Annotated in this window: 23 protein-coding genes and 1 tRNA gene; 16 read left to right on the top strand and 8 right to left on the bottom strand. The window is 73.2% G+C overall.

From position 1 onward, the window contains the following. Positions 1 to 36: 36 nt before the first annotated feature. Positions 37 to 573: a hypothetical protein gene (locus ACIGO8_RS26055; protein WP_399735316.1), complete on the top strand. Its 537-nt coding sequence runs from the start codon at positions 37 to 39 to the stop codon at positions 571 to 573. Between the two features lie 54 nt (positions 574 to 627). Here the strand turns inward: ACIGO8_RS26055 and ACIGO8_RS26060 are convergent, their stop codons facing one another. Beyond that, positions 628 to 1,338, bottom strand: coding sequence for a DNA-binding response regulator (locus tag ACIGO8_RS26060; protein ID WP_399735319.1), 711 nt, complete (start codon positions 1,336 to 1,338; stop codon positions 628 to 630). A 219-nt stretch (positions 1,339 to 1,557) separates the two neighbouring features. Here ACIGO8_RS26060 and ACIGO8_RS26065 point away from each other — a divergent pair, with 219 nt between their 5' ends. The 5 genes from ACIGO8_RS26065 to ACIGO8_RS26085 all read left to right on the top strand — a co-directional run bounded on the left by ACIGO8_RS26065 (position 1,558) and on the right by ACIGO8_RS26085 (position 8,370). Further along, positions 1,558 to 3,153, top strand: coding sequence for a VWA domain-containing protein (locus tag ACIGO8_RS26065; RefSeq protein WP_399735322.1), 1,596 nt, complete (start codon positions 1,558 to 1,560; stop codon positions 3,151 to 3,153). 27 nt (positions 3,154 to 3,180) lie between these two features. Beyond that, on the top strand, positions 3,181 to 3,657 hold the full coding sequence (locus ACIGO8_RS26070; protein ID WP_399735324.1) for a DUF1772 domain-containing protein: 477 nt from the start codon (positions 3,181 to 3,183) through the stop codon (positions 3,655 to 3,657). A 292-nt stretch (positions 3,658 to 3,949) separates the two neighbouring features. Then, a complete protein-coding gene (locus ACIGO8_RS26075) occupies positions 3,950 to 4,600 on the top strand; it encodes a ScbR family autoregulator-binding transcription factor (RefSeq protein ID WP_399735327.1) in 651 nt (216 codons plus the stop codon). A 298-nt stretch (positions 4,601 to 4,898) separates the two neighbouring features. Next, a complete protein-coding gene (locus ACIGO8_RS26080; protein ID WP_399735330.1) occupies positions 4,899 to 5,774 on the top strand; it encodes a BTAD domain-containing putative transcriptional regulator in 876 nt (291 codons plus the stop codon). A gap of 166 nt (positions 5,775 to 5,940) precedes the next feature. Then, the gene (locus ACIGO8_RS26085; RefSeq protein WP_399735334.1) at positions 5,941 to 8,370 is read left to right on the top strand and encodes a helix-turn-helix domain-containing protein; all 2,430 of its coding nucleotides are present in this window, start codon (positions 5,941 to 5,943) and stop codon (positions 8,368 to 8,370) included. Between the two features lie 81 nt (positions 8,371 to 8,451). On the opposite strand, the gene ACIGO8_RS26090 is transcribed toward ACIGO8_RS26085, so the two are convergent. Next, positions 8,452 to 9,660 (bottom strand): IS701 family transposase, encoded by a 1,209-nt coding sequence (locus ACIGO8_RS26090; protein ID WP_399735337.1) that lies wholly within the window; start codon positions 9,658 to 9,660, stop codon positions 8,452 to 8,454. Between the two features lie 465 nt (positions 9,661 to 10,125). Here ACIGO8_RS26090 and crcB (ACIGO8_RS26095) point away from each other — a divergent pair, with 465 nt between their 5' ends. The 7 genes from crcB (ACIGO8_RS26095) (at position 10,126) to ACIGO8_RS26125 (ending at position 16,116) form a co-directional block, all read left to right on the top strand. Continuing rightward, positions 10,126 to 10,548: a fluoride efflux transporter CrcB gene (gene crcB, locus ACIGO8_RS26095; RefSeq protein ID WP_399735340.1), complete on the top strand. Its 423-nt coding sequence runs from the start codon at positions 10,126 to 10,128 to the stop codon at positions 10,546 to 10,548. Next, positions 10,545 to 10,967 (top strand): DUF190 domain-containing protein, encoded by a 423-nt coding sequence (locus ACIGO8_RS26100; protein ID WP_399735343.1) that lies wholly within the window; start codon positions 10,545 to 10,547, stop codon positions 10,965 to 10,967. The genes crcB (ACIGO8_RS26095) and ACIGO8_RS26100 overlap by 4 nt, the downstream gene beginning before the upstream one ends. Continuing rightward, entirely contained in the window at positions 10,964 to 11,320 is a 357-nt protein-coding gene (gene crcB, locus ACIGO8_RS26105; RefSeq protein WP_399735346.1) for a fluoride efflux transporter CrcB, read from the top strand. Before ACIGO8_RS26100 ends, crcB (ACIGO8_RS26105) begins: the two co-directional genes overlap by 4 nt. Positions 11,321 to 11,561: 241 nt before the next feature. Beyond that, entirely contained in the window at positions 11,562 to 11,651 is a 90-nt protein-coding gene (kdpF, locus tag ACIGO8_RS26110) for a K(+)-transporting ATPase subunit F (protein WP_399735348.1), read from the top strand. A gap of 8 nt (positions 11,652 to 11,659) precedes the next feature. Continuing rightward, positions 11,660 to 13,324 carry a potassium-transporting ATPase subunit KdpA gene (gene kdpA / locus ACIGO8_RS26115; RefSeq protein WP_399735353.1) on the top strand — a complete coding sequence of 555 codons (1,665 nt, stop codon included), beginning with the start codon at positions 11,660 to 11,662 and terminating at the stop codon, positions 13,322 to 13,324. Beyond that, the gene (kdpB, locus tag ACIGO8_RS26120) at positions 13,321 to 15,450 is read left to right on the top strand and encodes a potassium-transporting ATPase subunit KdpB (RefSeq protein WP_399735356.1); all 2,130 of its coding nucleotides are present in this window, start codon (positions 13,321 to 13,323) and stop codon (positions 15,448 to 15,450) included. Before kdpA ends, kdpB begins: the two co-directional genes overlap by 4 nt. A gap of 21 nt (positions 15,451 to 15,471) precedes the next feature. After that, complete coding sequence (locus tag ACIGO8_RS26125; RefSeq protein ID WP_399735823.1) at positions 15,472 to 16,116, top strand: potassium-transporting ATPase subunit C; 645 nt, start codon at positions 15,472 to 15,474, stop codon at positions 16,114 to 16,116. Positions 16,117 to 16,195: 79 nt separating this feature from the next. On the opposite strand, the gene ACIGO8_RS26130 is transcribed toward ACIGO8_RS26125, so the two are convergent. Beyond that, positions 16,196 to 17,605: a DHA2 family efflux MFS transporter permease subunit gene (locus ACIGO8_RS26130; protein ID WP_399735359.1), complete on the bottom strand. Its 1,410-nt coding sequence runs from the start codon at positions 17,603 to 17,605 to the stop codon at positions 16,196 to 16,198. A gap of 14 nt (positions 17,606 to 17,619) precedes the next feature. Continuing rightward, positions 17,620 to 18,273 carry an NADPH-dependent FMN reductase gene (locus ACIGO8_RS26135; RefSeq protein ID WP_399735362.1) on the bottom strand — a complete coding sequence of 218 codons (654 nt, stop codon included), beginning with the start codon at positions 18,271 to 18,273 and terminating at the stop codon, positions 17,620 to 17,622. 127 nt (positions 18,274 to 18,400) lie between these two features. Here ACIGO8_RS26135 and ACIGO8_RS26140 point away from each other — a divergent pair, with 127 nt between their 5' ends. Further along, positions 18,401 to 19,126: a TetR/AcrR family transcriptional regulator gene (locus ACIGO8_RS26140; RefSeq protein ID WP_399735365.1), complete on the top strand. Its 726-nt coding sequence runs from the start codon at positions 18,401 to 18,403 to the stop codon at positions 19,124 to 19,126. Here the strand turns inward: ACIGO8_RS26140 and ACIGO8_RS26145 are convergent. Continuing rightward, on the bottom strand, positions 19,084 to 19,977 hold the full coding sequence (locus tag ACIGO8_RS26145) for a hypothetical protein (RefSeq protein WP_399735368.1): 894 nt from the start codon (positions 19,975 to 19,977) through the stop codon (positions 19,084 to 19,086). The genes ACIGO8_RS26140 and ACIGO8_RS26145 overlap by 43 nt on opposite strands. A 69-nt stretch (positions 19,978 to 20,046) precedes the next feature. After that, positions 20,047 to 21,090 carry a serine hydrolase domain-containing protein gene (locus tag ACIGO8_RS26150; RefSeq protein WP_399735370.1) on the bottom strand — a complete coding sequence of 348 codons (1,044 nt, stop codon included), beginning with the start codon at positions 21,088 to 21,090 and terminating at the stop codon, positions 20,047 to 20,049. A 129-nt stretch (positions 21,091 to 21,219) separates the two neighbouring features. On the opposite strand from ACIGO8_RS26150, the gene ACIGO8_RS26155 reads away from it, so the two are divergent. After that, positions 21,220 to 21,579 (top strand): hypothetical protein, encoded by a 360-nt coding sequence (locus tag ACIGO8_RS26155; RefSeq protein ID WP_399735372.1) that lies wholly within the window; start codon positions 21,220 to 21,222, stop codon positions 21,577 to 21,579. 97 nt (positions 21,580 to 21,676) lie between these two features. Next, positions 21,677 to 22,351: a DUF6928 family protein gene (locus ACIGO8_RS26160; protein WP_399735374.1), complete on the top strand. Its 675-nt coding sequence runs from the start codon at positions 21,677 to 21,679 to the stop codon at positions 22,349 to 22,351. A 41-nt stretch (positions 22,352 to 22,392) separates the two neighbouring features. Here the strand turns inward: ACIGO8_RS26160 and ACIGO8_RS26165 are convergent, their stop codons facing one another. Continuing rightward, the gene (locus ACIGO8_RS26165) at positions 22,393 to 22,728 is read right to left on the bottom strand and encodes a TfoX/Sxy family protein (RefSeq protein WP_399735377.1); all 336 of its coding nucleotides are present in this window, start codon (positions 22,726 to 22,728) and stop codon (positions 22,393 to 22,395) included. Between the two features lie 323 nt (positions 22,729 to 23,051). Further along, positions 23,052 to 23,127: transfer RNA gene (locus ACIGO8_RS26170), tRNA-Arg, on the bottom strand. Positions 23,128 to 23,322: the final 195 nt, after the last annotated feature.

The following is a 23,322-nucleotide window of genomic DNA, read 5'->3' on the forward strand; positions in this document are numbered from 1 at the left end:
AAGCCGTGCAAGCGACAGGAAGGGAGCGGGTCGGGTATGGAGTCATGGCACTTGAGGAGGGACCGGTCTCAGGACTGGCGGTCGCCTGCCTCTCGCGAGGCGGTGTACGCGACGGGCACCACTCCTCTGGGGAGGGTCGCCCTGACGCGTAAGCCGGGATCTCGCACCAGCGCCGAGGCGGCCGCGGACGGCCATGAGAACTGGGTGCTGTCCCTCAGGGACAGCGAGAGACTGACGGTCCATGGGCTCGCCGCCCCGGGGTATGGCAGCCGCAAGGTGGTCAGGGCGGGCGTGGAGGGGATCCTTGACGGCTCAGCCCTACGCATCGCCGCCATGTCGGCACTGCTCCAGTCCGGACGGTCGGTTCGGATGACGGGCGCCTCACTCGACATCACGTTCGTGCCGCGACGGCTGACGGTGCGACTTCTGGAGGCCGGGGTCGAGCGGGGAGTGAGACCTCCGGGCGGGTGGCGGTTCTCGCACCCCACGGACGCCGCGATTCTCGCCGCCTGTCTCTTCGAATGGGCCGAACTGGATCACTTCCTCAGGACACCGGGCCTTCGGGCCCTGTAGAACACCACGCCCCGATCGCCGCCCCGCGACACCCGTCGCCACACACGCGTCGCCTCACACCCACCCTCTTCGAGCCGCCTCCGCGCCCGCGCGGAAGCGGCTCGTCGTGCCCAGGCAGGCCATCAGTTCGCCGACGCGGCGGCTGTAGGTGCGGGGTGACATGCCCAGGCGGGCGGCGGCGGTCTCGTCGGTGAGGCCGGCGAGGAGGGCGTCGAGGACCGGGCGGAGCTGGGCGGGGAGTGCGCCGGGCGGGGCGGTGAGGCCCGCGAGTTCCTGGCTCGTGTCCCAGGACGCGTGGTGGGCGCGGACCAGGGCCTGGACCACGACCGGGTCGCGGATGAGGAGGAGGCCGTTGTAGTGGAGCTCCAGGTCGAGCGGGACGGCCGCGACCGTGCGGTCGACCACGATCATCTTGAACGGGATCGAGTCGGCCACCCGCGCCCGCCCCGGCACCCGCACCGCGCCCGCGACGTGCGGCAGGGCGTGGCGCGGGACGATCCGGCGGACCTCGCCGGCCCGCTCCGCCGCCGCTCGCATGCACGCTCCTGCCAGCTCCAGGAACGGCTCGGGAATCGCACGCGAGGCGGAGGCGGCCGGGTCGTCGAAGGTCAGCAACTCGTGCCGGGTCGAGGCCGCCAGACCGGCCAGCGCCGCGCTGACCCGGCGCGTCCCGCGCACCGGACGCCCCGGCGGACGCTGGAGCTCCGGGCCGGCACGGCCCATCGCCGAACGGGCGAGCATCACGGAGCCCGCAGTCTCTGCCACCGCTGACCACCCCCGCCCGATCGGTGTGCCACTCCATGTACGCACGCGACTGCACACGGTGACAACCCCTGTTGACAAGGATGGCGAGTCCCTGCCACGCCAGCACACCCCAGCCGCCGTTGCCGCATTGAGATCCTTCCGCAACTCCTTCGTCTGCTCCGTCCGGCCCTCCCGAGCGTCACATTCACAAGTGCCGTACTCCGAAAGGGAGATGGGGGAATGGTCGAGATGGTCACACAGCGGCGGCGGGCCGCCGGAGTCCTGCTGGCCGGTGCGCTGCTGCTCACCGGCTGCTCCGGCGGCTCCGGCGGCGTCACCCGTTCGAGCGGCGACCGGTCCGCGCCCGGGCAGGCCGCGCCCGGACAGGCCGCGCCCGCGCCCACCGTGTCGCAGGCGCCCGACGGCCGGCCGGCGTCGCCCGACCGGCTGTCCACCTTCGCGCTCGACGTCGACACCGCCTCGTACGGCTACGCCCGCCGCACCCTCGCCGAGGGACGGCTGCCGGATCCGGCGGACGTACGGCCCGAGGAGTTCGTCAACAGCTTCCGGCCGGACTATCCGCGCCCGAAGGACAACGGCTTCAGCGTCACCCTCGACGGCGCCCGCGCCGGCGCCGCCGGCTGGTCGCTGCTGCGGGTCGGGCTCGCGACCCGGCCGAGCGACGGCGAACGGCCGCCCGCAGCGCTCACGTTCGTCGTCGACGTCTCCGGCTCCATGGGCGAGCCGGGCCGGCTCGGGCTGGTCAAGGAGTCGCTCGGGCTGCTCGCCGACCGGCTGCGCGACGACGACTCCGTGGCCCTGGTCACCTTCAGCTCCGACGCCGAGGTCCGGCTGCCCATGACCCGCGTCGGCGGCAACCGCGGGCGTCTGCACGACGCCGTCGACGCGCTGGAGACCAGCTCGTCCACCAATGTCGAGGCGGGCGTCCGCACCGGCTACGACGTCGCCGTCGACGGCCGGCGCGCAGGCGCCACCAACCGGGTCGTGCTGCTCTCGGACGCGCTCGCCAACACCGGCGACACCGACGCGGCCGGCATCCTGGAGCGGATCGACCAGGAGCGCCGCGCGTACGGGATCACGCTGTTCGGCGTCGGCGTCGGCAGCGACTACGGCGACGCCTTCATGGAGAAGCTCGCCGACAAGGGCGACGGCCACACCACCTACGTCTCCACTCCCGAGCAGGCCCGCAAGGTCTTCGTCGACCAGCTGCCGGGGCATGTCGAACTGCGCGCCCGCGACGCCAAGGCGCAGGTCGCCTTCGACCCGGCGACCGTGGAGAGCTTCCGGCTGATCGGCTACGAGAACCGCGAGGTCGCCGACGAGGACTTCCGCGACGACCGGGTCGACGGCGGCGAGGTGGGTGCCGGGCACACCGTCACCGCGCTCTACGCGGTCAAGCTGCGGCCCGGGGCGGCGGGAACGGCCGGTGAGCCCGGGAAGGCCGGGAAGGCCGGGAAGGCCGGTGGGGCCGGGACGGCCGGGGCGCGCGGAAGGGTCGCCACCGCCACCGTGCGCTGGCTCGACCCCGTCACCCGCGCCCCGCACGAGCGCTCCGGCACGGTGGACGCCGCCGCGCTGACCGGGACGGCGATCTGGGACGGCGGCCACGACAGCCTCCAACTGACCGCCATCGCCGCCTACTTCGCCGACCGGCTGCGCGGCGGCCAGCTGCCCGGCGCGCCCGCCCTGTCGAGCCTGGCCGCCCACGCCGCCGCGCTCGCCGAGCGGGCCGGCTCGGCGTCGGTGCGGGAGCTGGCCGAGGCGATCCGCTCGGCCGACTCACTGGACGATTCCTCTGATCCGTACGCCAGTTGACCCGTCGGGTCGGGAAGGATGGAGACCATGGCCGCCCTGCTGCTCGCTCTCGCCGTCGTGTCCACCGGTCTGTACGCCGGATTCATGCTGATCTTCCGGACCGGGGTGATGCCCGCGCTCGCCCGGCTGACGGACGAGGAGTTCGTCGGCGCGATGCGGCGGATCAACGAGTACGTGCCGAGGCCGGTGTTCCTGCTGGTCTTCCTCGGGGTCGTGGCCTTTCCCGCCGCGGCCCTCCTCGTGCCGGTCGACGGGCGGACCGGCACCCAGAAGTGGCTGGTGGTGGCTGGTCTGGTGGCCGCGGTGGCCAATCATCTGGTCACCGTCGCGGGCAACATCCCGCTCAACACCGCCCTCGCCGCCTCCGAGACGACCGGCGAGCCGGCGGCCGCGGTGCGCGCGGCCTTCGAGAAGCGCTGGAACGGCCTCCACCAGGTGCGGACCCTGCTGATCCTGGCCTCCTTCGGACTGCTCACCGCCTCGGCCGTCGTCACGGGCGGCTGACTCCGACCGCGGGGTCGGTTTCGGGTCGCGGTCCGGATGCGCAGAGTGACGACCGCGTGTTGCTGACGAGGTGTCACGGTCGGGCCGATCGGCCCGACCTGACGTTCTCTCGATCGCTTCGACGCGCAAAGTGCCTGGTGAGAGGCTTGGGCGCGCGATTGGCCGGTCGTCCGGGTTCATGACGAACAAGGCTTCGGGTATGTTCCAGTCGCCGGAAAATAGGTACCCCTAGGTTTGTTTTCTCGGGCCACCGGGATGCCGGTTCGGGTGATGAGAGGGACGTGACTCCCAGATGGCGAAGCAGGATCGGGCGATCCGCACCCGCAAGGCGATCCTGGAGGCGGCGGCCGCCGTCTTCGACGAGCGGGGCTACGAGGCGGCGAAGCTCTCCGACATCCTGGCGCTCGCGCAGGTGACCAAGGGCGCGCTCTACTTCCACTTCGACTCCAAGGAAGACCTCGCCCACGCGGTGATCGAGGCCCAGGTGTCGTCCGTGCCGCCGGCGCCGCCGCAGCTGTCCAAGGTGCAGGAGTTCGTGGACGTCGGCATGGTGTTCGCGCACCGGCTGGCCCGGGACCGGCTGCTGAGCGGCAGTGTGCGGCTCACCCTGGACCAGGGCACGCACGAGCTCAACCGCAGCGGGCCGTACCGGGAGTGGACGGAGATCAACCTCGGTCTGCTCAGCGCGGCCAAGGAGCGCGGCGAGCTGCTGCCGCACGCCGACCCGGAGGAGGTGGCCCCGCTGGTGGTGGGCGCCTACGCGGGCCTGAACCTGATGACCCACGAACTGGAGGGCCACCGCTCGTCCCTGGAGCGCTGGGTCTCGTCCCTCTACCACCACTTACTGCCCAGCATCGTGGTGCCGTCCGTGCTGACCATGCTCGATCTGGAGCCCGGCCGCGGGGCCCGCGCCCTCGGCCTCGCGGAGGACGCCGCGCGCTGAAGCGTCCGCCGAAAGGAGACCGCCTCGGCGGTTTCGGCGGAGTCCTGGCCTGAAGCCACCTGCGCGGCTGCCCGAAAACCCTCGCCAAAGCATACCCGTGGGTCCAATAACTGGATCCGCGGGTACGTTTCGCTGCCTCTTGATGTCCTCTTGATGGTTACAAATGGCCCCGAAAGGGACAAAGTTGCCGCCTTGGCGGTCCGATGTTTCCGTACCGCCCGGTTTCTTATTGACATGCACCGCGGTCTCTTTTCTAATCGTCCAGGGTCATCCCGTGCGCAGACACTGAGGGGGCAAGGTGGACGTCCGGATCCTGGGCGGACTGTCGGTATGTGAGAACGGGGTGTCGGTCACCCCGACCGCCGCCGCGCCCCGACAGCTCCTCGCCGTGCTCGCCGCCTCGGCCGACCAGATCGTTCCCGGCTGCGTCCTCATGGAGGAGGTGTGGCCCTCCGGCGCGCCCGTCGGCGCCCGCGCCGAACTCCAGGCCCACATCGCGGGACTTCGCTCCCTGATCGCCACCGCACTGCCCGTCGGCCGCCCCGGCGCCGACGGCCGCACACCCGAGACCGTCCTCGCCACCGAGCGCGGCGGCTACCGGCTCGACACCGGCGGCGGCTCCCACGACGTCTGGCAGTTCGAGCGTGCGGCCGGCGCCGGATACCGCGCCATGGAAGCGGGCGACCTCCCGCGCGCCGCGCTCCGCCTCGGCGAGGCCCTCGCCCTCTGGCGCGGCGAGCCGTACGCCGGAGTCGACGCCGGCCCGCGCCTGCGCGCCGAGGCCGAGCGCCTCGAAGCCTCCCGGCTCAGCGTGCTCGACCAGTGGGTGGAGGCCCAGCTCGGCCTCGGCCGGCACGCCGAGATGGTCCCCGAACTCGCGCTGCTCACCGCCCGGCATCCCGTCAACGAGTCGCTGCACGCCCAGTTCATGGTCGCGCTGCTGCGCTCCGGACGCACCTTCGACGCCCTGGAGACCTACGGCCGGCTGTGCGCCGCGCTCCAGCGGGACGGCGGCCGGCAGCCCTCGGCCCGCCTGCGCCGGCTGCACCGCTCGCTGCTCGCCGTACGGGACGCCGGCCGGCCCCGCGTGCCCGCGCAGGACCGCGGCGCCTGGACCTGGGCCCGCGTGCCGGCCGTCGCGGGCGTGCCCGCCGGCGCCGGCGCGTCGGTCTGAGCCGTACGACACGCCGACGCCGGCGCCGACACCTCGAAGTGGTACGCGAACGGGAATGAAGCGGTCGATCTCACCGTTGACGGTGTTTCAGGACGGAATTGGTTTCGGCCAGCGGTACGGGTTCCCACGGCGGCGCCCCGTTCTGCTCAGCAGCGGGAGTTGAGGCATGTCCCACCACGGCACGGAGGAGGGCGGGAGCTACGACGCGCTCGCCGTGCTGGAGCTGCTCGCCCGGCAGGAAGCGCCTGAGCGGTTCACCGAACTCCTCGACGGCGCCCGTGCGGCCGGCCTCGCCGAGCCCGAACTCCACCAGCTGGAGAGGGCCGTTCAGCTCGCCACCGGCGTCCGCCACTCCCTCGCCCGCCACGACCGGCGCGAGGCCGGGCTCGACGCCCTCACCGACACCGCCCGCGACCTGACCCTGCCCCACGACGTGGACGGCCTGCTGCGGGTCGTCGTCCGCCGTGCCAAACGGCTCCTCGACCTCGACCTGGCCTGCCTGACGCTGCGCGACGACCACGGCGCCCGCGTGCTCCACAGCATCGAGGGCGCCGTCGGCCCGATCGACCCGGCCACCTGCCGCGGCGCCCTCGGCGAGCACGGACTCGGCGGCCTCGTCCACGCCCTCGGCACTCCCGCCTGGACCGAGGACTATCTCGCCGACGAGCGCTTCAGCCACCATCCCGACGTCGACGCGGTGGTACGGGACGAGGGCCTGCGCGCCGTCCTCGCCGTTCCGCTGCGCGCGGGCGACGCCGTTCTCGGCCTGCTGTACGGCGCCGACCGCCGGCCCCGCCGCTACACCGCGGGCGAACTCGCCCTCGTCGCCTCCCTCGCCGACCTCGCCGCCGTCGCCACGGAGAAGGCCCGGCTCCTCGACCACACCAGGGCCGAGGTCACCGAGCTCGAGCGGGACAGCTCCCGCGCCCGGACCCTGCTCGCCCGCATGCGGTACGTCGGCGAGGCGCACGGCCGGATCATGAACCTGATCCTGGCCGGCGGCGACCTGCTGGGCGTCGCCAAGGCCGCCGGAGACGCCCTGGACGCCTGCGTCCTGATCCGCGACACGGGCGGCCGCACCCTCGCCGCCGCCGGCGAGATCCTGCACCTCGACGAGGAGGCGGTGACGAAGGCCGCGCTCGACGCGCACGCCGGCCGCCGCCCGGTCCTCGCCTGCGGCCGCGCCGGCCCGGACGACACCGCCACCGGCCCCGGGACCGCTCCCGGCACCGGCCTCGGCACCGGCCTCGCCCTCGGCTTCGGGCCCGAGCCCGGCTTCGCCCGCGAACCCGGCTTCGGGCCCGAGCCCGGCTTCGCCCGCGAACCCGGCTTCGGGCCCGAGCCCGGCTTCGACCGCGAGTCCGGCTTCGCCCGCGAGTCCGGCCCGGCCCGGGGCGACGCCCCGCCAGGCGGCCCCACGGACAGCAGGCCCGAGAGCTGGACCGACGGCCGGACCGACGGCCGGGCGGGCAGCCTGGCCGGCAGTCCGGCGGACGGCCGGACCGGCAGTCCGGCGGACGGCTTGAGGGACATCCCGGCGGAGATCCCCGCCGAGGCCCCGGCCGGCGGCCTGGAGGAGTGCCTCGCGGAGGACCGGCCGTGCACCCGGACCTGGGTCGCGCCCGTCATCGCCGGCTCGGAAGACCTCGGCGTCCTCGTCGTCCGCGCCGCCACCCCGCTCACCTGCGAGGACGAACGGCTCCTCGCGCTCGCCGCGCAGTCCGTCGCCTTCCTGCTCCTGATGCAGCGCTCCACCGCCGTCGCCGAGGGCCCCGTCCGCGACGAGCTCCTCGACGACCTGCTCGCCGAGCCGCAGCACGCCCCGCAGCAGATCGCCCAGCGCACCCGCCGCCTCGGCATCGACCTGCGCAAACCGCACCTCATGGTGGTCGCGCGACCCGAGGGCGGCGAGCAGGGCCGCGCCGTCGTGTGGGCGTCCTCGTACGCGTACCGTCTCGGCGGACTGAAGACCGTGCAGGGCGGCTGCATCGTCCTGCTGCTGCCGGGCGTGGACGCCTCCGCCGCCGCCAAGGCCGTCTCGGCCGAGCTGGGCCCGCTGCTCGGCCACCCGGTCTCGGTGGGCGCGGCCGGTCCCGGCTGGAGCGCGGACAGCGTGGGCCGGCTCTACCAGCAGGCCATGCGCTGCCTGGACGCGATGAGCGCGCTGGGCGGCGCGGGCGCCGCGGCGTCCGTGGACGACCTGGGCTTTCTCGGGCTGCTGCTGTCGGACGACCACGACGTGGACGGCTTCATCGAGTCGGCGATCGGTCCCGTACTCGACTACGACGCCGAGCGGTTCACCGATCTGACCCGCACCCTGGAGGCGTACTTCGCCTCCGGAGCCAGCCCGACCAACGCGGCCGAGGCCCTGCACGTGCATCCGAACACGGTCTCGCGCCGGCTGGAGCGGATCGGCGAACTCCTCGGCCCGGAGTGGCAGAAGCCCGGCCAGGTCCTGGAGGTCCAGCTGGCGCTGCGCCTCCAGCGCACCCGCGACGTCCTCGCCCGCCGCCGCGCCGCCCTCACCGACTCCCGCCCGCCCACGTCGCCTTCGGCGCCGCCCGTCAAGGAACCGCCGTCCGCCAAGGAGCCCTAGGCGCACGGGAGGCCCGGGAGCCACGACTCCCGGACCCCGCCGCTGAACGCGCCTTCGCCTCGGCCCACCGGCGCCCCCGGCTCAGCCCGCCGAGCGCCCGTGGACCGATCCGTACGCGTCCCGGTCGGTGTCCAGGACGGTCGCCGCGTGTGCCGCCGAGGCCAGGGTGATGTGCCGGTGCCAGCCGCGGAACGAACGGCCCACGAAGTCCCGCAGTCCCGCGCCCTCGCCGACCTGCCGGAAGTCCCGCTCCACCCGCCGCGACAGCTTCGTGAGCCGCAGCAGCGGGCCGACCGCCGAGCCGGTCAGGTCCGTGATCCACAGCCGGGCCGGGGAGCGCCGCGGGTCGTCCCACTCGCCGAGCAGGAGCAGCGGCCGCTGCCGCTCGCCCGCCGGCACGGGCAGGGTGACCCGGACCGCGGTGGCGAGCGAGGTGCGCGACGTCCGCACACCGGCCGCCGAGTCCACCCAGCTGACCGGGCGGCGCAGGCCCTTCAGGGACTCCAGGATCTGCAGCGCGGTGAGCGGTCCGGAGCCGAAGCCGGGCAGCGAGCGGTCCGCGACGGTCAGCCGGCAGCCGGCGCCGATCCGCGCCACCACCGGGACACCCGCGAGGGCCAGCCGGTGCAGGGCCGCCCGGCCCGCGCCGCCGCGGATGTCGAGGAGCAGCGGCTTGCGGGCCACGTCGGGCCAGCGCGCCACGTCGAGCGCCGCGTTGACCGCGCACTCCTCGAGGGTCTCCTCGGCCGCGCCCTCGGGAACCTCCGCCCGGTCGCGCCGGGTCGGGTCCTTCACCCACGGATCGGGCAGGAAGAGCCGCCAGTTGACGGGAACGCTGGTCTCCTCCGAGGCGAACCAGACGCCGAACGCCTGCTGGCCGCGGAAGACCTGGCCCCGCTCCGGGTCGAAACGCCGGTCGACGCCCACCGAGTGCTGGCCGGCCTTCGGTATCGGCATCGGGCGGACCACCCAGGCCTGCGGGCCGGCGGCGCGCTGGACGAACTGGGCGAGCTCGGCCCGCATCGGCCGCCAGTCCCACGTGGAGCTGGAGATGAAGTGGTGCAGGCTCTGCTCGGCGGCGGGGCCGCCGATCTGCGCGGCGATGTTACGGATCGACTTGCGGCCCTGCGCGGACAGCAGGCCGCGCAGATACTGCTCGGCCTTCAGCCGCTGGTCACGGCGCGGGAATCCGGAGAAGAGCGCGGCGCAGAGTTCGCCGTACACGTCCTCACCGGCCGCCTCACGGTGCGCGGCGACGGTCCTGAACCTGGTTGCGACGGATGTACTCACGACACTCCTGCCCTACGGGTAGCGCAGCTCCCTCCCGCTGCACCTCCACGGTCGCGGGTTCCGGCCGCGAGCACGAGGTGTACCCGGCACCCGTCTGGGCCGCCTGATGGTGGCCGGACCACCGCCCCCCGCGCGACCGGGCCGCAGCCCCGCATCCGGGCGCGCCCCGGCCCCCGCGCCGCCCGCCCGTGATTCCCCTCCATACCCCTCCGGGGGATCTGACAGACTCGGCGGACCGGCTTTGACCCGCGCGATGTCCCGCCCGGACCATCAGGGTGAGGCAGCACGGGCCGGACTCCGGTTAATGCCCCAGGCCGGAGGCCGAGCCTGTGCGCCTCGTTCACGAGCACGTGTCCGTCCGCACGGCTCGTGGAGCTCGTTTCCGCGTTCACGAGCACGTGCCCGTCCGCACGGCTCGTGACGCTCCGTTCCGCCCCGCCCGTCCCGGCCGCCTAATCTGGCCCCATGGGATTCCGCGCGCAGCTGCCGGTCGTCGGGGTGGTCGCCGCCGGCGGCGCCCTCGGCGCCGTCGCCCGCTACGGCGCGACGCTCGCCTGGCCGACCCCGGCCGGCGCCTTCCCTTGGACGATCCTCACCGTCAACGCGGCCGGCTGCGCGGTCCTCGGCGCGCTGATGGTCCTGGTCACCGAGACCGTCACCGCGCCTCACCCGCTGCTGCGGCCCTTCCTCGGGACCGGTGTCTGCGGCGGTTTCACCACCTTCTCCACCTACGCGCTGGACGCCCAGCGGCTGCTCGCCGACGGCGACGCCGCACGCGGTGTGCTGTATCTCGCGGCGACCGCCGTCACCGCGCTCGCCGCCGTGTGGGCGGCCGTCGTGGCGACCAGGGCGGCCGTACGGGCCGTCCCCGAGAGGAGGCGAGGATGACCCGGCTCACCGGCCCCGCCCTGCGCCTGACCGTGCTCGTCGGCGAGAACGACACCTGGCACCACCGGCCGCTGTCCACCGAGATCGTGCACCGCGCCCACGCCGCGGGCCTCGCGGGCGCCTCCGTCTTCCGGGGCGTCGAGGGCTTCGGCGCCTCCTCGCGTGTCCACACCGCCCGGCTGCTCTCGCTCGGCGAGGACCTGCCGGTGGCGGTCGTCGTCGTGGACACCGAGGAGCGCGTACGGGCCTTCCTGCCGGAGCTCGAGGAGCTGGTGACCGACGGCCTGGTGCTGCTCGACGCGTGCGAGGTCGTCCGCCACGGCCCCGCGACGCCGCCCCCCACCGAGCCGTCCGCGACACCGGCGGCCGAAACCCCCACCGAGCCGCTGTCGGAGCCGCCGTCGGAGCCGCCCGCGTGAACTGGCTGCTCGTCGTCGCCGGCGCCGCCGTCGGCGCGCCCCTGCGCTATCTCACCGACCGCGCCGTCCAGGCCCGCCACGACTCCGTCTTCCCCTGGGGCACCTTCGTCGTGAACGTCGTCGGCTCCTTCGTGCTCGGCCTGCTCACCGGCGTGACCTCCGCCCGGGCCGGTCTGCTCCTGGGCACCGGCCTGTGCGGCGCGCTCACCACGTACTCCACGTTCTCCTACGAGACGCTGAAGCTGTACGAGGGCGGGGCCAGGGCCTACGCGGCGGCGAACGTCGCCGGGAGCATCGCCGCCGGTCTCGGCGCGGTCTGGCTGGGCGTGACCGTCGCGGCCGCCTGGGCGTAGCCGGCGCCCCGTACGTACCCCGCGCGCCGGTTCGCGTAGAGAACCCGTCAAGACGGTCCGCGGCGGCGTCAGGGGCCCGTCAACGGCGGCGGTCGGATGGCCGAAAAGGGGTTTCCTCGTCGGGTCAGACAATCCGCTCTCATCCCTGTCAGGAGCTCACGATGGCCGACGTGGCCTTCGTCGTCACCACGGTCGCGGTCTTCGCGCTGGTGGCCTTCGTCGCCAAGGGGGTGGCCAGGCTGTGACCGCCGAGAACGTCGTCGGCCTCGTCGTGGCCGTCGCCCTCCTGGGCTATCTCGTCCTCGCCCTCCTCAAGCCGGAGAGGTTCTGAGCCCCGTCATGAGCCCCGTCCTCGCCGGCGTCCTCCAACTGCTCGCGCTGATCGTCGCCCTCGGCCTGTCCTACCGGCCGCTGGGCGACCACATGGCGCGGGTCTACTCCTCGGACCGGCACCACCGGCCCGAGAAGTGGATCTACAAGGCGGTCGGAGCCGATCCCGACACCGAGATGCGCTGGCCCGCCTATCTGCGCGGCGTGCTCGCGTTCTCCGTGGTCGGCGTCCTCTTCCTCTATCTCCTCCAGCGGCTCCAGGGCTCGCTGCCCGGCTCGCTCGGCTTCGTGTCGATCGACCCGGACCAGGCCTTCAACACGGCCGCGTCCTTCGTCGCGAACACCAACTGGCAGTCGTACTACGGCGAGCAGGCCATGGGCCACGTCGTGCAGACCGGCGGCCTCGCCGTGCAGAACTTCGTCTCGGCGGCCGTGGGCATGGCCGTCGCGGTCGCCCTCGTCCGCGGCTTCGCCCGCTCCCGTACCGGTGAACTGGGCAACTTCTGGGCCGACCTGGTCCGCGGCACCCTGCGCGTCCTGCTGCCGATCTCCGTGGTCGGCGCACTCGTCCTGGTCGCCTGCGGCGCGATCCAGAACTTCTCCGGGATCCACGAGGTCGGCCGGTTCGCCGGCGGCGCCCAGCAGTGGAACGGCGGCGCGGTCGCCTCCCAGGAGGTCATCAAGGAGCTGGGCACCAACGGCGGCGGCTACTTCAACGCCAACTCCGCCCATCCCTTCGAGAATCCCTCCGGGCTCTCCAACCTCTTCGAGATCTATCTGATCCTCGTCATCCCGTTCGCGCTCACCCGCACCTTCGGCCGCATGGTCGGCTCGGTCCGGCAGGGCTACGCGATCCTGGCGACCATGGCCACCGTCTGGGCCGGTTTCACCGCCCTGATGATGTGGACCGAGTTCGCCCATCACGGCCCCGCGTTCGACCTGGCGGGCGGCGCGACGGAGGGCAAGGAGACCCGCTTCGGCATCGCCGGCTCCTCGATCTTCGCGGTGGCCACCACCCTGACCTCCACCGGCGCGGTGAACTCCTTCCACTCCTCGTACACCGGCTTCGGCGGCGGGATCGCGATGCTGGGCATGCAGCTCGGCGAGATCGCGCCCGGCGGAGTCGGCTCCGGCCTCTACGGCATGCTGGTCATGGCGGTCATCGCGGTGTTCGTCGCCGGTCTGATGGTCGGCCGCACGCCCGAGTACCTCGGCAAGAAGATCGGCAGCCGCCAGATCACGTACGCCGCCTGCTACCTCCTCGTCACACCGGCGCTCGTGCTCGGCTTCACCGCCGTCGCCCTGGCCCTGCCCACCCCGGCACAGTCGATGACGAACTCCGGCGCGCACGGCTTCTCCGAGATCCTGTACGCCTACACCTCCGGCGCCAACAACAACGGCTCCGCCTTCGCCGGCCTCGACGCCGACACCCCGTGGTTCAACACGACGATCGGCATCGCCATGCTGCTCGGCCGGTTCCTTCCCATGGTGTTCGTGCTCGCGCTGGCCGGCTCGCTCGCCGAGCAGACGCCCGTACCCGAGACCGCGGGCACCTTGCGCACCGAGAAGCCGCTGTTCACCGGCCTGCTCGTCGGCACCGTTCTCGTCGTCACCGGTCTCACCTACTTCCCGGCCCTCGCGCTGGGACCGCTCGCCGAAGGGCTGGCAGCATGAGCACCCTCACTCCCACTCCCACCCGGGCCCCGCACCAAGGCGACGTGCCATCGGCGCGCACCGGTCACGGGAAGCCGGTCGGCGGCGGCCTGTTCGACCCGCGGCTGCTCGTCGCGTCGCTGCCGGACGCGCTGCGCAAGCTCGATCCGCGGATCATGGTCACGTCCCCGGTCATGTTCGTCGTCGAGGTCGGCTCGGTCGTCACCACGGTCCTCGCGGTGCGGCACCCCGGTGACTGGTTCGGCTGGGCGATCGCCGGCTGGCTGTGGCTGACCACGGTCTTCGCCAACCTCGCCGAGGCCGTCGCCGAGGGCCGCGGCAAGGCGCAGGCCGACACCCTGCGCCAGGCGAAGACCGGCACCGTGGCCCGCAGGTTCGTTCCGGCGGGCGAGGAACGCGTCCCCGGCACCGAGCTGCGCGTCGGCGACCACGTGGTCTGCGAGGCCGGCGACGTCATCCCCGGCGACGGGGACGTCGTCGAGGGCGTCGCCAGCGTGGACGAGTCCGCCGTCACCGGCGAGTCCGCGCCGGTCATCCGCGAGTCCGGCGGCGACCGGTCGGCCGTCACCGGCGGCACGAAGGTGCTGTCCGACCGGATCGTCGTCAAGATCACCACCCGGCCCGGCGAGACCTTCATCGACCGCATGATCCACCTGGTCGAGGGCGCCGCCCGGCAGAAGACGCCCAACGAGATCGCCCTCAACATCCTGCTGGCCTCGCTGACCATCGTCTTCCTGCTCGCGGTCGTGACGCTCAAGCCGTTCGCGATCTACGCCGGCGCCGACGAGCAGACCTCGCTGATCGTGCTCACGGCCCTGCTCGTCTGCCTCATCCCGACCACGATCGGCGCGCTGCTCTCCGCGATCGGCATCGCCGGCATGGACCGGCTCGTCCAGCGCAACGTCCTCGCGATGTCCGGCCGCGCGGTCGAGGCCGCCGGCGACGTGTCGACGCTGCTGCTCGACAAGACCGGCACCATCACGCTCGGCAACCGGCAGGCGGCCGCGTTCGTGCCGGTGCGCGGCGCCACCGAGGCCGAGCTCGCCGAGGCCGCGCAGCTGTCCTCCCTGGCCGACGAGACGCCCGAGGGCCGCTCGGTCGTCGCCCTCGCCGAGGAGAGGTACGGCCTGCCCGGGCGCCACCGGGACGAACTCGCCTCCGCCCGGTGGGTGGCCTTCACCGCCCAGACCCGTATGTCCGGCGTGGACGTCGACGGGCGCAAGGTCCGCAAGGGCGCCGCCGGTTCGGTCCTGGCGTGGGTACGGGAACGCGGCGGCGAGATCGCGCCGGACGCCCGGCAGCTCACCGACGCCATCGCCCAGGGCGGCGGCACACCCCTGCTCGTGGCGGTCGAGGACACCGCCCCGGACGGGACCCGGCGCGCCCGCGTCCTCGGCGTCGTGCACCTCAAGGACGTCGTCAAGGAGGGCATGCGCGAGAGGTTCGAGCAGCTGCGCCGCATGGGCATCAGAACGGTCATGATCACGGGCGACAACCCGCTGACCGCGAAGGCCATCGCCGAGGAGGCGGGCGTCGACGACTTCCTCGCCGAGGCGACGCCCCAGGACAAGATGGCCCTCATCAGGCGCGAGCAGGCCGGCGGCAAGCTCGTCGCGATGACCGGCGACGGCACCAACGACGCACCGGCGCTCGCCCAGGCGGACGTGGGCGTGGCGATGAACACGGGCACGTCGGCCGCGAAGGAGGCCGGCAACATGGTCGACCTCGACTCCGACCCGACCAAGCTCATCGAGATCGTCGAGATCGGCAAGCAGCTCCTGATCACCCGGGGCGCGCTCACCACCTTCTCCATCGCCAACGACGTGGCGAAGTACTTCGCGATCATCCCGGCGATGTTCGCGGCGGCCTACCCGGGCCTGGACACGCTGAACATCATGCGGCTGTCCTCGCCCGAGACCGCGATCCTCTCCGCCGTCGTCTTCAACGCGCTGATCATCGTCGCGCTGGTGCCGCTCGCCCTCAAGGGCGTCCGCTACCGGCCGGCCGGCGCCGACCGGATGCTCCGCCGCAACCTCGGCCTGTACGGACTCGGCGGCCTGGTCGCCCCGTTCCTCGGCATCAAGCTCATCGACCTGCTGCTCTCGCTCGTTCCCGGGCTGCGTTGACCAGAAAGCGTGCCGATCACCATGAACAACACCTCCGTGGCGAGCGCCACCCGGCTGCTCGGGGCGGCCCTGCGCGCCCTCCTCGTCCTCACCGTCGTGTGCGGCGTGCTCTATCCGCTCGCCGTCACCGGCGTCGCCCAACTCGCCTTTCCGCGCCAGGCCAACGGATCGCGGATCGAGGACGCGAGCGGCCGGGTCGTCGGCTCGGAGCTCATCGGGCAGACCTATCCGGACCTGCGGTGGTTCCAGCCCCGCCCGTCGAACGGCCTCGGCGTCAACTCCGTCAACACCCGCTACCGGCTGCTCGTCTCGGGCGCGACCAACCGCTCCGGCGACAATCCCGAGCTGATCAGGTGGGTGAGCGACGCCAAGGCGGCCGTCGTCAGGGACAACTCGACGCCCGGCTTCACCGTACGGCCCGAGGACGTCCCCGCCGACGCCGTCACCTCCTCGGGCTCGGGCCTCGACCCGCACATCTCGCCGCGGTACGCGAGGCTCCAGGTCCACCGGGTCGCCGCGCGCAACCACCTCACCGTCGCCCAGGTCGACCGGCTGGTCACGGAGCACACCGAGGGCCGGCTCCTCGGCTTCGTCGGCGAGCCGAGGGTCAACGTCCTGCGGCTCAACGTGGCGCTCAGGGACCTGGTCTTCGCCGGCCGCCGCTGACGACGTGAGGGCGGGGGCCGGACCGGGCCTCAGGCCCGGCAGGGGTACCGGGCTTCAGGTCCGGCGGCCGGCCGGGGCTTCAGGTCCGGCGGCCCGGCAGGAACAGGGCCGGCACCACCGCGAGCACGAGCAGCAGCGCCGCCACCGCGTACGTGAGGCGGAAGCCGGCCGGGTCGGCGCCCGCCGTGCCCAGGACCACCGAGCACAACGCCGTGCCCACCGACGCGCCGACCTGCGAGTTGATGCTCAGCGCGGTGCTCGCCGCCGCCATCCGCTCCTTCGGCAGATCGCGGCTCGCCGTGGTCATCGTCGGCATCAGGACCATGCCGGCGCCCACGCCCATCACCATCGCCGCGCCGACCACCCGCCAGACCGCCACGTCCTCCGTACCGGTCTGCAGCGCGCTCAGCGTCATGCCGAGCGCCGCGACGGCCACGCCCGCCGGGATCAGCCGCCGGGGCGCGGCGGTGTCGATCCGCCGCGCGGCGACCTGCATCGTCAGTCCGACGGTGAGCCCGACCGGAGCGGCGAGCAGCCCGGCCGCGCTCGCGCTGAAGCCCCGTACCGCCTGCCAGTACACCGGCCCGAGCAGCATCGAGCCGAAGTACGCCATGGTGAACAGGGCGAGGGTCACGATCCCGGCCGCGAAGGTGCGGTCCCGCAGCAGCCGCAGGTCGAGCAGCGGTTCACGGGCCGTCAGGGCCCGGCGTACGAAGGCCGCCACGAGCAGCACGCCCGCCGCCGTCGGCACCAGCGTCCCGGGTGCGGTGAAGTCGCCGCCCTCGCCGCCGCGCGCGAGCCCGTACAGGAGCAGGGCGAGGCCGGGGGAGAGCATCAGGAGACCCGGGACGTCGAGGCGTGGCGCCGGGTCGCCGGCGCGCGGTGCGTCGGGCCGCAGCAGCCGTCCGGCGAGCGCGAGCGCCAGCGCGCCCAGGGGCAGGTTGACCAGGAAGATCCAGTGCCAGGAGGCGGCGTCGACGAGCCAGCCGCCCAGCGTGGGCCCGATCACCGGGCCGACCAGGATGGGCAGTCCGCCCACGGCCATCGCCCGGCCCATCCGTGCCGGGTCGGCCGCGCGCATCGTCATCGTCATGCCGACCGGCATCAGCAGCCCGCCGCCGAGTCCCTGCACCGCGCGGAACGCGATCAGGCTGGGGGCGTCCCAGGCGAGCGCGGCGAGCAGCGAGCCGAGCGTGAACAGGACGAGCGCGGTGAGGTAGGTGCGCTTGGCGCCGATCCGGCCCATGGCCCAGGCGGCGGTCGGGATGACGGCGGCGAGCGCGAGGGTGTAGGCGGTGGCGGCCCACTGGATGGTGGTCAGTGGTGCGTGGAAGGCCTCCGAGAGACTGCGCAGGGCGACGTTGACGATGGTCATGTCGAGGACGGACATGACGGAGCCGAGGACGACGACGGCGAGGACCCGGCCGAGCGGTGTCGTGGGGGCGGGCGGCTCGGCCGTGTGCCGGGCGCGGAGCTGGGTGGTGGTCATGGCGTGCGGCCCTCTCAGAACTGGTAGGGGAGGGCGGCCCGGGCGGTGCGCAGCGCGCGTCCCCACCACAGGAGCTGGTCGAGCATGCCCTTGGCGGCGCCCTCGGTGACCGCCCGGTCGCGCGGCGCGCCGTCCTCGCCGATCCCGGACCAGGGGCCGTGCAGGCTGACGGAGTCGCGCACGGTGGTGGCGTGCATCTCGGCGAAGACCTGCCGGAGCTGCTCGACGGCCCGCAGGCCGCCGCCGAGTCCGCCGTAGGAGACGAAGCCGACGGGCTTGGCCTGCCACTGCGGGCGGTGCCAGTCGATCAGGTTCTTCAGGGCGGCGGGGAAGCTGTGGTTGTACTCGGGCGTCACGACCACGAAGGCGTCGGCGTCCGCGAGCCGCGGCGAGACCTCGGCGAGCGCGGCGACGGCCTGCGGGCTCGGCTTGCCGCCCCAGCCGGGCATGGCCAGCGGCAGGTCGACCTCGGCCAGGTCGATCACGTCCAGGTCCAGGCCGCCGTGCCGGGCGGCGAAGCCGAGGAACCAGTCGGAGACGGCGTCGGCGTGCCGGCCCTCGCGGACGCTGCCGACGATGACGGCGACGCGCAGCGGTGCGGTGGCGGATGCGGCTGCGGGTGCGGCGGGCGTGGTGGCGGTGGTCGTGGCGGCAGTGGTCGCGGACATGGTGGGTCCCCCTGAGAAGCGGGCCGGGACGCCCGGTGCGTTCGGCTCGCCCTGAACGTACAACGCTCGTTGTAAAAAGTGCAACGCCCGTTGTACTTCGAGGCGCGGCCGCGAGTAAGGTGCAGACATGACCGGCATGAGCAGCAGCACCAACGAGGCCTGGATGGCGCGGGCGCGTCGCGAGGTCCCGCCCCGGAAGCTGGAGAAGCAGCTCGCGATGGTCCACGCGGCCTGCGGCGTCTTCGGCCGCGAGGGCTACGCGCGCGCCTCGGTCGACGCCATCGCCACCGCGGCCGGCGTCTCCACCCGCACGCTCTACAACCACTTCCCGGGCGGCAAGGCCCAGCTCTTCCAGACCGTCGTCACCTGGACCGCCCACGAGGTACGGGACGCCCAACTGGCCCGGATCCGGACCCTCCTGGACCCCGCCCGGCTGCCCACCGCCGACACCCTCGAACGCGACCTCGTCGCCGTCGCGCAGGCCTTCACGGACCTCATCTCCGAGTACCCGAACCACTTCGCGCTGGTCCGGCACATCCACTCCGAGGCCGACCACGTGCCCGGCGAGGTCCTCGACGCCTGGCAGCAGGCGGGCCCCGCGCCCGTCGCCGCCGCGCTCGCCGCGGCCCTCACCGCCCTCGCCGACGGCGGCCTGCTCGACCTCCACGGCGACGCCGCCCTGGCGACCGGCCACTTCACGGCGCTCAGTTCCGCGAGCATCCTGCTGCGCTCGCACTACGGCGTCCTGCCGCTGCCGCGGGACGAAACCGACCGGCTGCTGCGGGGCGGCGTCGCCGCCTTCCTGCGCGCCTACCGCCGTACGGGCGAGGCGGCGGCGGCCGACGGGGCGTAGGCGCGCGGAGCCGGGGCGGCGGCGACGGCCAGGGCGAAGCCGTGGTTCGCGGCCACGGACCGGATGTGGTCGGCGGACAGCGAGCCCGACCGTTCCAGCGTGAGCGCCGGCAGCCCGGACCTGCCCCGCCCGGCCGGACGGTGGAACGCGAGCACGCTCGGCGCCGCCGCCGTGTGGTGCGGATACCGCGCGGCACGGCCGGCCGCCCCGCCCTCGTCGTCCGGCGCGAGGACATGGACGTCAGGGTCGAGGGCGGGCGGCCCGGCGAGAGGCATGCGGGCCGGCGCGGCGGGCAGCGTGACGGGTGGCGAGGCGGTCTGCGTGACGGGCGGCGAGGCGAGCTGTGTGAGGGTCGACGCGGCGAGCGACGTGGTCGGCAGCGTTCCCGGCGGGGCTACGAGTGGCGTGACGAGTGGCGCGACGAAGAGGCAGTCAGCGCCGGTCAGTTCGAGCGCCGCGCCGAGAAAGGCGTTGGACGGGCAGTGCCGGCCCGGCGCGAGCACCCGTACGGTCCGCACGCCGTCCCGGCCGGCGGTCAGCCGCTCCGGCACCCGGTCCGAGGCCGGACCGCGGAAGCCGAACGGCCCCAGCTCGTACAGCTCCTCCATCAGCGACCACACCTGCCGCCGGGGCAGCTCGGCGGGCAGCCGGGTCCAGTCGAACAGGGCCGCGATGCCCGACGACACGGTGGTGACACCGCCGCCGCGCCCGGCGACGCCCGCTCCGGCCGCGGCGGCCTCGGGCCGGTCGGGACGGGTGGTCACGGCGTGGCAGTGCGCGAAGCCGTGCATCACCGCGCGCCCCAGGGCCAGCTCCTCCGCCGCCCGCCGTACCGCCCGCTCGTCTCCCATCGCCGCGCCTCCGCTGTCCGTTCGCCTACCTGATCGTTTACGGCGTGCAACGAGCCCGGCCCGATCCGGTCACCGCGGCGGGAAGACCGCCTCCCGGAAGGCGTCGCGCACCGAGGTCACCGGACCGGTTTCGCGCGTGTAGTAGAGCTTGTTGGTGAGCAGCACCGCCCAGCGGCCGCGCGAGGGACTGACCCACATGCCGGTGCCGGTGAAGCCGTAGTGCACCCAGACGTCGTCGCGTAACGCGGTGCCCGGTGCCAGGTGCCAGAACAGGCCGCGGACCGGGGCGAGTTCGCCGGTACGGACGCGGAGCGAGGCCGCGGCCCACTCGGGCCCGAACGGCGGCCGGACCGGATCGAGCACCTGCCGCAGGAAGCGCCCCAGGTCGCCGACCGTGGAGAAGGTCCCGGCGATCCCGCAGGCCCCGCCCAGCAGCCGGGTGGAGAAGTCGTGCACGGTGCCGCGCAGATGGGCGCCGGTCTCCTCGTCGTACTCCGTCGGAGCGGCGCGCTCCACGAGCGCGTCCGGCAGCGGCCCGTAACGGGTGTCCGTCATGCCGAGCGGCTCCCAGACGCGGCGGGTGGCCAGTTCGCGCAGCGGCCGGCCGGTGAGGAACTCGGCCAGATAGCCGAGGACGAGGGCCGCCCGGTCCGTGTACTCGACCGCCTCACCCGGCCGCCGCCGCAGCCGCTCGCGCAGCACGCCGTCGCGCACGTCCTGCGGATCGGAGCCGTACAGGGCACGGAGGTTGGCCCGCAGCGGCAGTCCCGCGGTGTGCGTGAGGAGCTGGAGCGCGGTGACGTCGCCCAGCGGATGCCCGGCGGTCTCGGGCCAGAACGCGCCCAGCGGCACGTCGAGGCGCAGCTTTCCGGCCTCGACGAGGGTGCCGACGACCGGCCACACCGCGATCACCTTGGTGAGGCTGGCGAGGTCGAAGAGCGAGTCGAGCCGGGCGGGTCGAGCGCCGGCGCCGGGCGCGAGAACCCCGGCCGAACCACCCGCCACCGGCCCGCCGGCATCACCGACGGCCCAGGCGGCACCGGGATAGACCTGGGCGTGGAACCCGTCCTGGAGGAGCCGCGCGATGCGGGGAGCGGTGAAGGTCGTGTTCACATCATCTGTCTACCCACCGGAGGGGCCGGAGCCGCGCCAGGGGAGGGGCGCCCTGCCGCCGGCGGTGACAAACCGCCCATCAACGGATGCGCCACCAGCCACCGGCAGTCTGCATGCGACGATCCCGGGGTGAACGCTCCAGAAGACCTCTCCGCCGCCGAGCGCGCCTTCATGCTCAACGCCTTCGAGATCGACATCCTCCCGGGTGTCCGCGGCGATCTGGACGAACCTCTCGCATCGGCGTCACCCGAAGAGCTGACTCCCCTCCTCCTTCCCTTGATCGACAGGGGATGGATCGACGTGTGCCGGGTCATTCCCTGGACGCCTCCGAGCGGAGGCTCCGGCTTCCAGCCCGGTCCGCCCCTCGCCCGCGAGGAACTGTTGGACGTGCTGGCCGACGCGGACAACTGGGAGTATCCGGAAAACGGTGACTGGATCGGCTGCGTGACGCTCACCCACACACCCGAGGGCCGCCTGATCTCCTGGTGACCACCTCTGCCCGGTTCGAGAGGGGCAGGCCGCTCCCAGAAACTTCGGGCATTCGGGAGCGGCGAGGCTGTCAGTGGTGGGGGCTAGCGTGCGTCGCATGGGAGCGAAGACGGCGCTATTGGCGTACGCGGACGGAGACGTGGCCTCTGCACTGCGAAAGGCCGGCGAACCGGCGGCTGAGGGAACGGCGGCGTTGGTCGCCCAGGTCTTTCCAGGCTGGACGATGGAGTCGACGAAGGGCGATGTCCTGGGGGAAACGACGTACCCGCCGGAGCGCCTCACGTATGCGGCGAGCTTCCCCGGCGTGGACCTGGTCTGCGATCGGCGTCTGATGTGCGACCGCCCGTCGGAGCTCCCGGCGCACTTACTGGAGACCGCCGCGGGCCGTCGCGTGATCCTGCACGCGATGCACAGCGCCTCGGACTGGCTTGCCTTCGCGGTCTGGGAGGACGGCCGCCTCCGCCGCTCGCTGAGCCTGTCGCCGGACGGTGGCATCGTGGAGAATATCGGTGACCCGTTCCCCTTCGAGATGCCCTACTGGGCAGGTGACCGGCCCGTGGAGTGTGACCCGGCGTGGGACGAGGAGCCGTACGAGCTGCCGTTCCATCCTCTGGAACTGGGCAACGAAGCCCTTCGAGCCCTCTTCGGCTTCCTCCTCGAAGGCCGGCCCTTGCCTAAGGACGTCGACCCGTACAAAGTCCCGCTGCTCGGCTTCGACCTCACTGACCCGGACATGTCCCGGCGAGCCCGGGAAGGGGGTAGCACTCAATGAGGCGGCCTCCGACCAGGGGCGCTGAGGAGGCGTAGATCCCGCTACGTCACTTCGGTGGCAGGGTCGTCGCGAAGGCGCGGCCCCTTGGCGATCCATGCGGCCAGGGCCCCGTCCTCGGTGACGGCGGAGGCGTCGACCACGACCCAGCCGCGCATCGGCCGGCCCGTCATGTCGAAGATCCGCGCGCCCGGCCGGGCCAGGGCCTCGGCGGTCGCGTCCGGGCCGACGCGGACCATGAGGTCGTCGCCGGTCACACCGACGGCCATGTTGCCCCGCCAGAAGAAGGCGATCCCGCCGAACATGCGCTTCTCGGTGACCTCGGGGTCCGGGCCCAGGTGGCCGCGGATCCGTTCCGCCAGTCCCTCGTCGTATGCCATCGGATGCCTCCCGGTTGGGGTGACGCCTCCTCTTCAAGGATGGCCGACATGGCGGACGCGTGCGTACGACGACCTAGCCGGAATACCAAAAACCGGGCATAAGGCTCGGGCGCCCCGATGTGAGCAGCCGCTCGTGCTTCCCGGGGCCGAGGCCGCGCGCCCGGTCGCCCGTGTTGCGGGGCCGTGGAGGAGGCCGCTTATGGCCGGTTTCGGCCGGACATTTCAAGCCATCCGGAAGCCCCCGGACGGGCTGCCCGCCCTCGACCGAAAACCGCCCCTGACCAGCAAAAAGACCCTCCCTGGGGAGGGTCTTCGTCGTGCGCCCCCGGCAGGACTCGAACCTGCGGCCAAGTGCTTAGAAGGCACTCGGTAGGTCTCGATGACATGTGCCTGTGACCTGCGTGTTTGGGTTCGATGGCGGGTAACGACTCCAATCTTCCGGCGTTTTCGGGACGTCGAGGAGGTGGTGTTGCTGCTGGCCGCCGGGACCTCTGGGGCCAAGGACATCTGCCCTGAGGAGGGTGAAGAGCTCAGCTAGACGGTGGGCTCGAGGCTCGTCGAGCTCATGCCTGGAGGTGGGAACCTGGGGTTTCT

This window comes from Streptomyces sp. NPDC053493 (genome assembly GCF_044544825.1).
GTDB lineage: Bacteria > Actinomycetota > Actinomycetes > Streptomycetales > Streptomycetaceae > Streptomyces.

Excerpts from the sequence above, each read along its gene's own strand:
- ACIGO8_RS26055 (WP_399735316.1), top strand. The coding sequence starts at position 37 with ATGGAGTCATGGCACTTGAGGAGGGACCGGTCTCAGGACTGGCGGTCG.
- ACIGO8_RS26065 (WP_399735322.1), top strand. The coding sequence starts at position 1,558 with ATGGTCGAGATGGTCACACAGCGGCGGCGGGCCGCCGGAGTCCTGCTG.
- ACIGO8_RS26070 (WP_399735324.1), top strand. The coding sequence starts at position 3,181 with ATGGCCGCCCTGCTGCTCGCTCTCGCCGTCGTGTCCACCGGTCTGTAC.
- ACIGO8_RS26075 (WP_399735327.1), top strand. The coding sequence starts at position 3,950 with ATGGCGAAGCAGGATCGGGCGATCCGCACCCGCAAGGCGATCCTGGAG.
- ACIGO8_RS26085 (WP_399735334.1), top strand. The coding sequence starts at position 5,941 with ATGTCCCACCACGGCACGGAGGAGGGCGGGAGCTACGACGCGCTCGCC.
- crcB (WP_399735340.1), top strand. The coding sequence starts at position 10,126 with ATGGGATTCCGCGCGCAGCTGCCGGTCGTCGGGGTGGTCGCCGCCGGC.
- ACIGO8_RS26100 (WP_399735343.1), top strand. The coding sequence starts at position 10,545 with ATGACCCGGCTCACCGGCCCCGCCCTGCGCCTGACCGTGCTCGTCGGC.
- kdpA (WP_399735353.1), top strand. The coding sequence starts at position 11,660 with ATGAGCCCCGTCCTCGCCGGCGTCCTCCAACTGCTCGCGCTGATCGTC.
- kdpB (WP_399735356.1), top strand. The coding sequence starts at position 13,321 with ATGAGCACCCTCACTCCCACTCCCACCCGGGCCCCGCACCAAGGCGAC.
- ACIGO8_RS26125 (WP_399735823.1), top strand. The coding sequence starts at position 15,472 with ATGAACAACACCTCCGTGGCGAGCGCCACCCGGCTGCTCGGGGCGGCC.
- ACIGO8_RS26130 (WP_399735359.1), bottom strand. The coding sequence starts at position 17,605 with ATGACCACCACCCAGCTCCGCGCCCGGCACACGGCCGAGCCGCCCGCC.
- ACIGO8_RS26135 (WP_399735362.1), bottom strand. The coding sequence starts at position 18,273 with ATGTCCGCGACCACTGCCGCCACGACCACCGCCACCACGCCCGCCGCA.
- ACIGO8_RS26140 (WP_399735365.1), top strand. The coding sequence starts at position 18,401 with ATGACCGGCATGAGCAGCAGCACCAACGAGGCCTGGATGGCGCGGGCG.
- ACIGO8_RS26145 (WP_399735368.1), bottom strand. The coding sequence starts at position 19,977 with ATGGGAGACGAGCGGGCGGTACGGCGGGCGGCGGAGGAGCTGGCCCTG.
- ACIGO8_RS26160 (WP_399735374.1), top strand. The coding sequence starts at position 21,677 with ATGGGAGCGAAGACGGCGCTATTGGCGTACGCGGACGGAGACGTGGCC.
- ACIGO8_RS26165 (WP_399735377.1), bottom strand. The coding sequence starts at position 22,728 with ATGGCATACGACGAGGGACTGGCGGAACGGATCCGCGGCCACCTGGGC.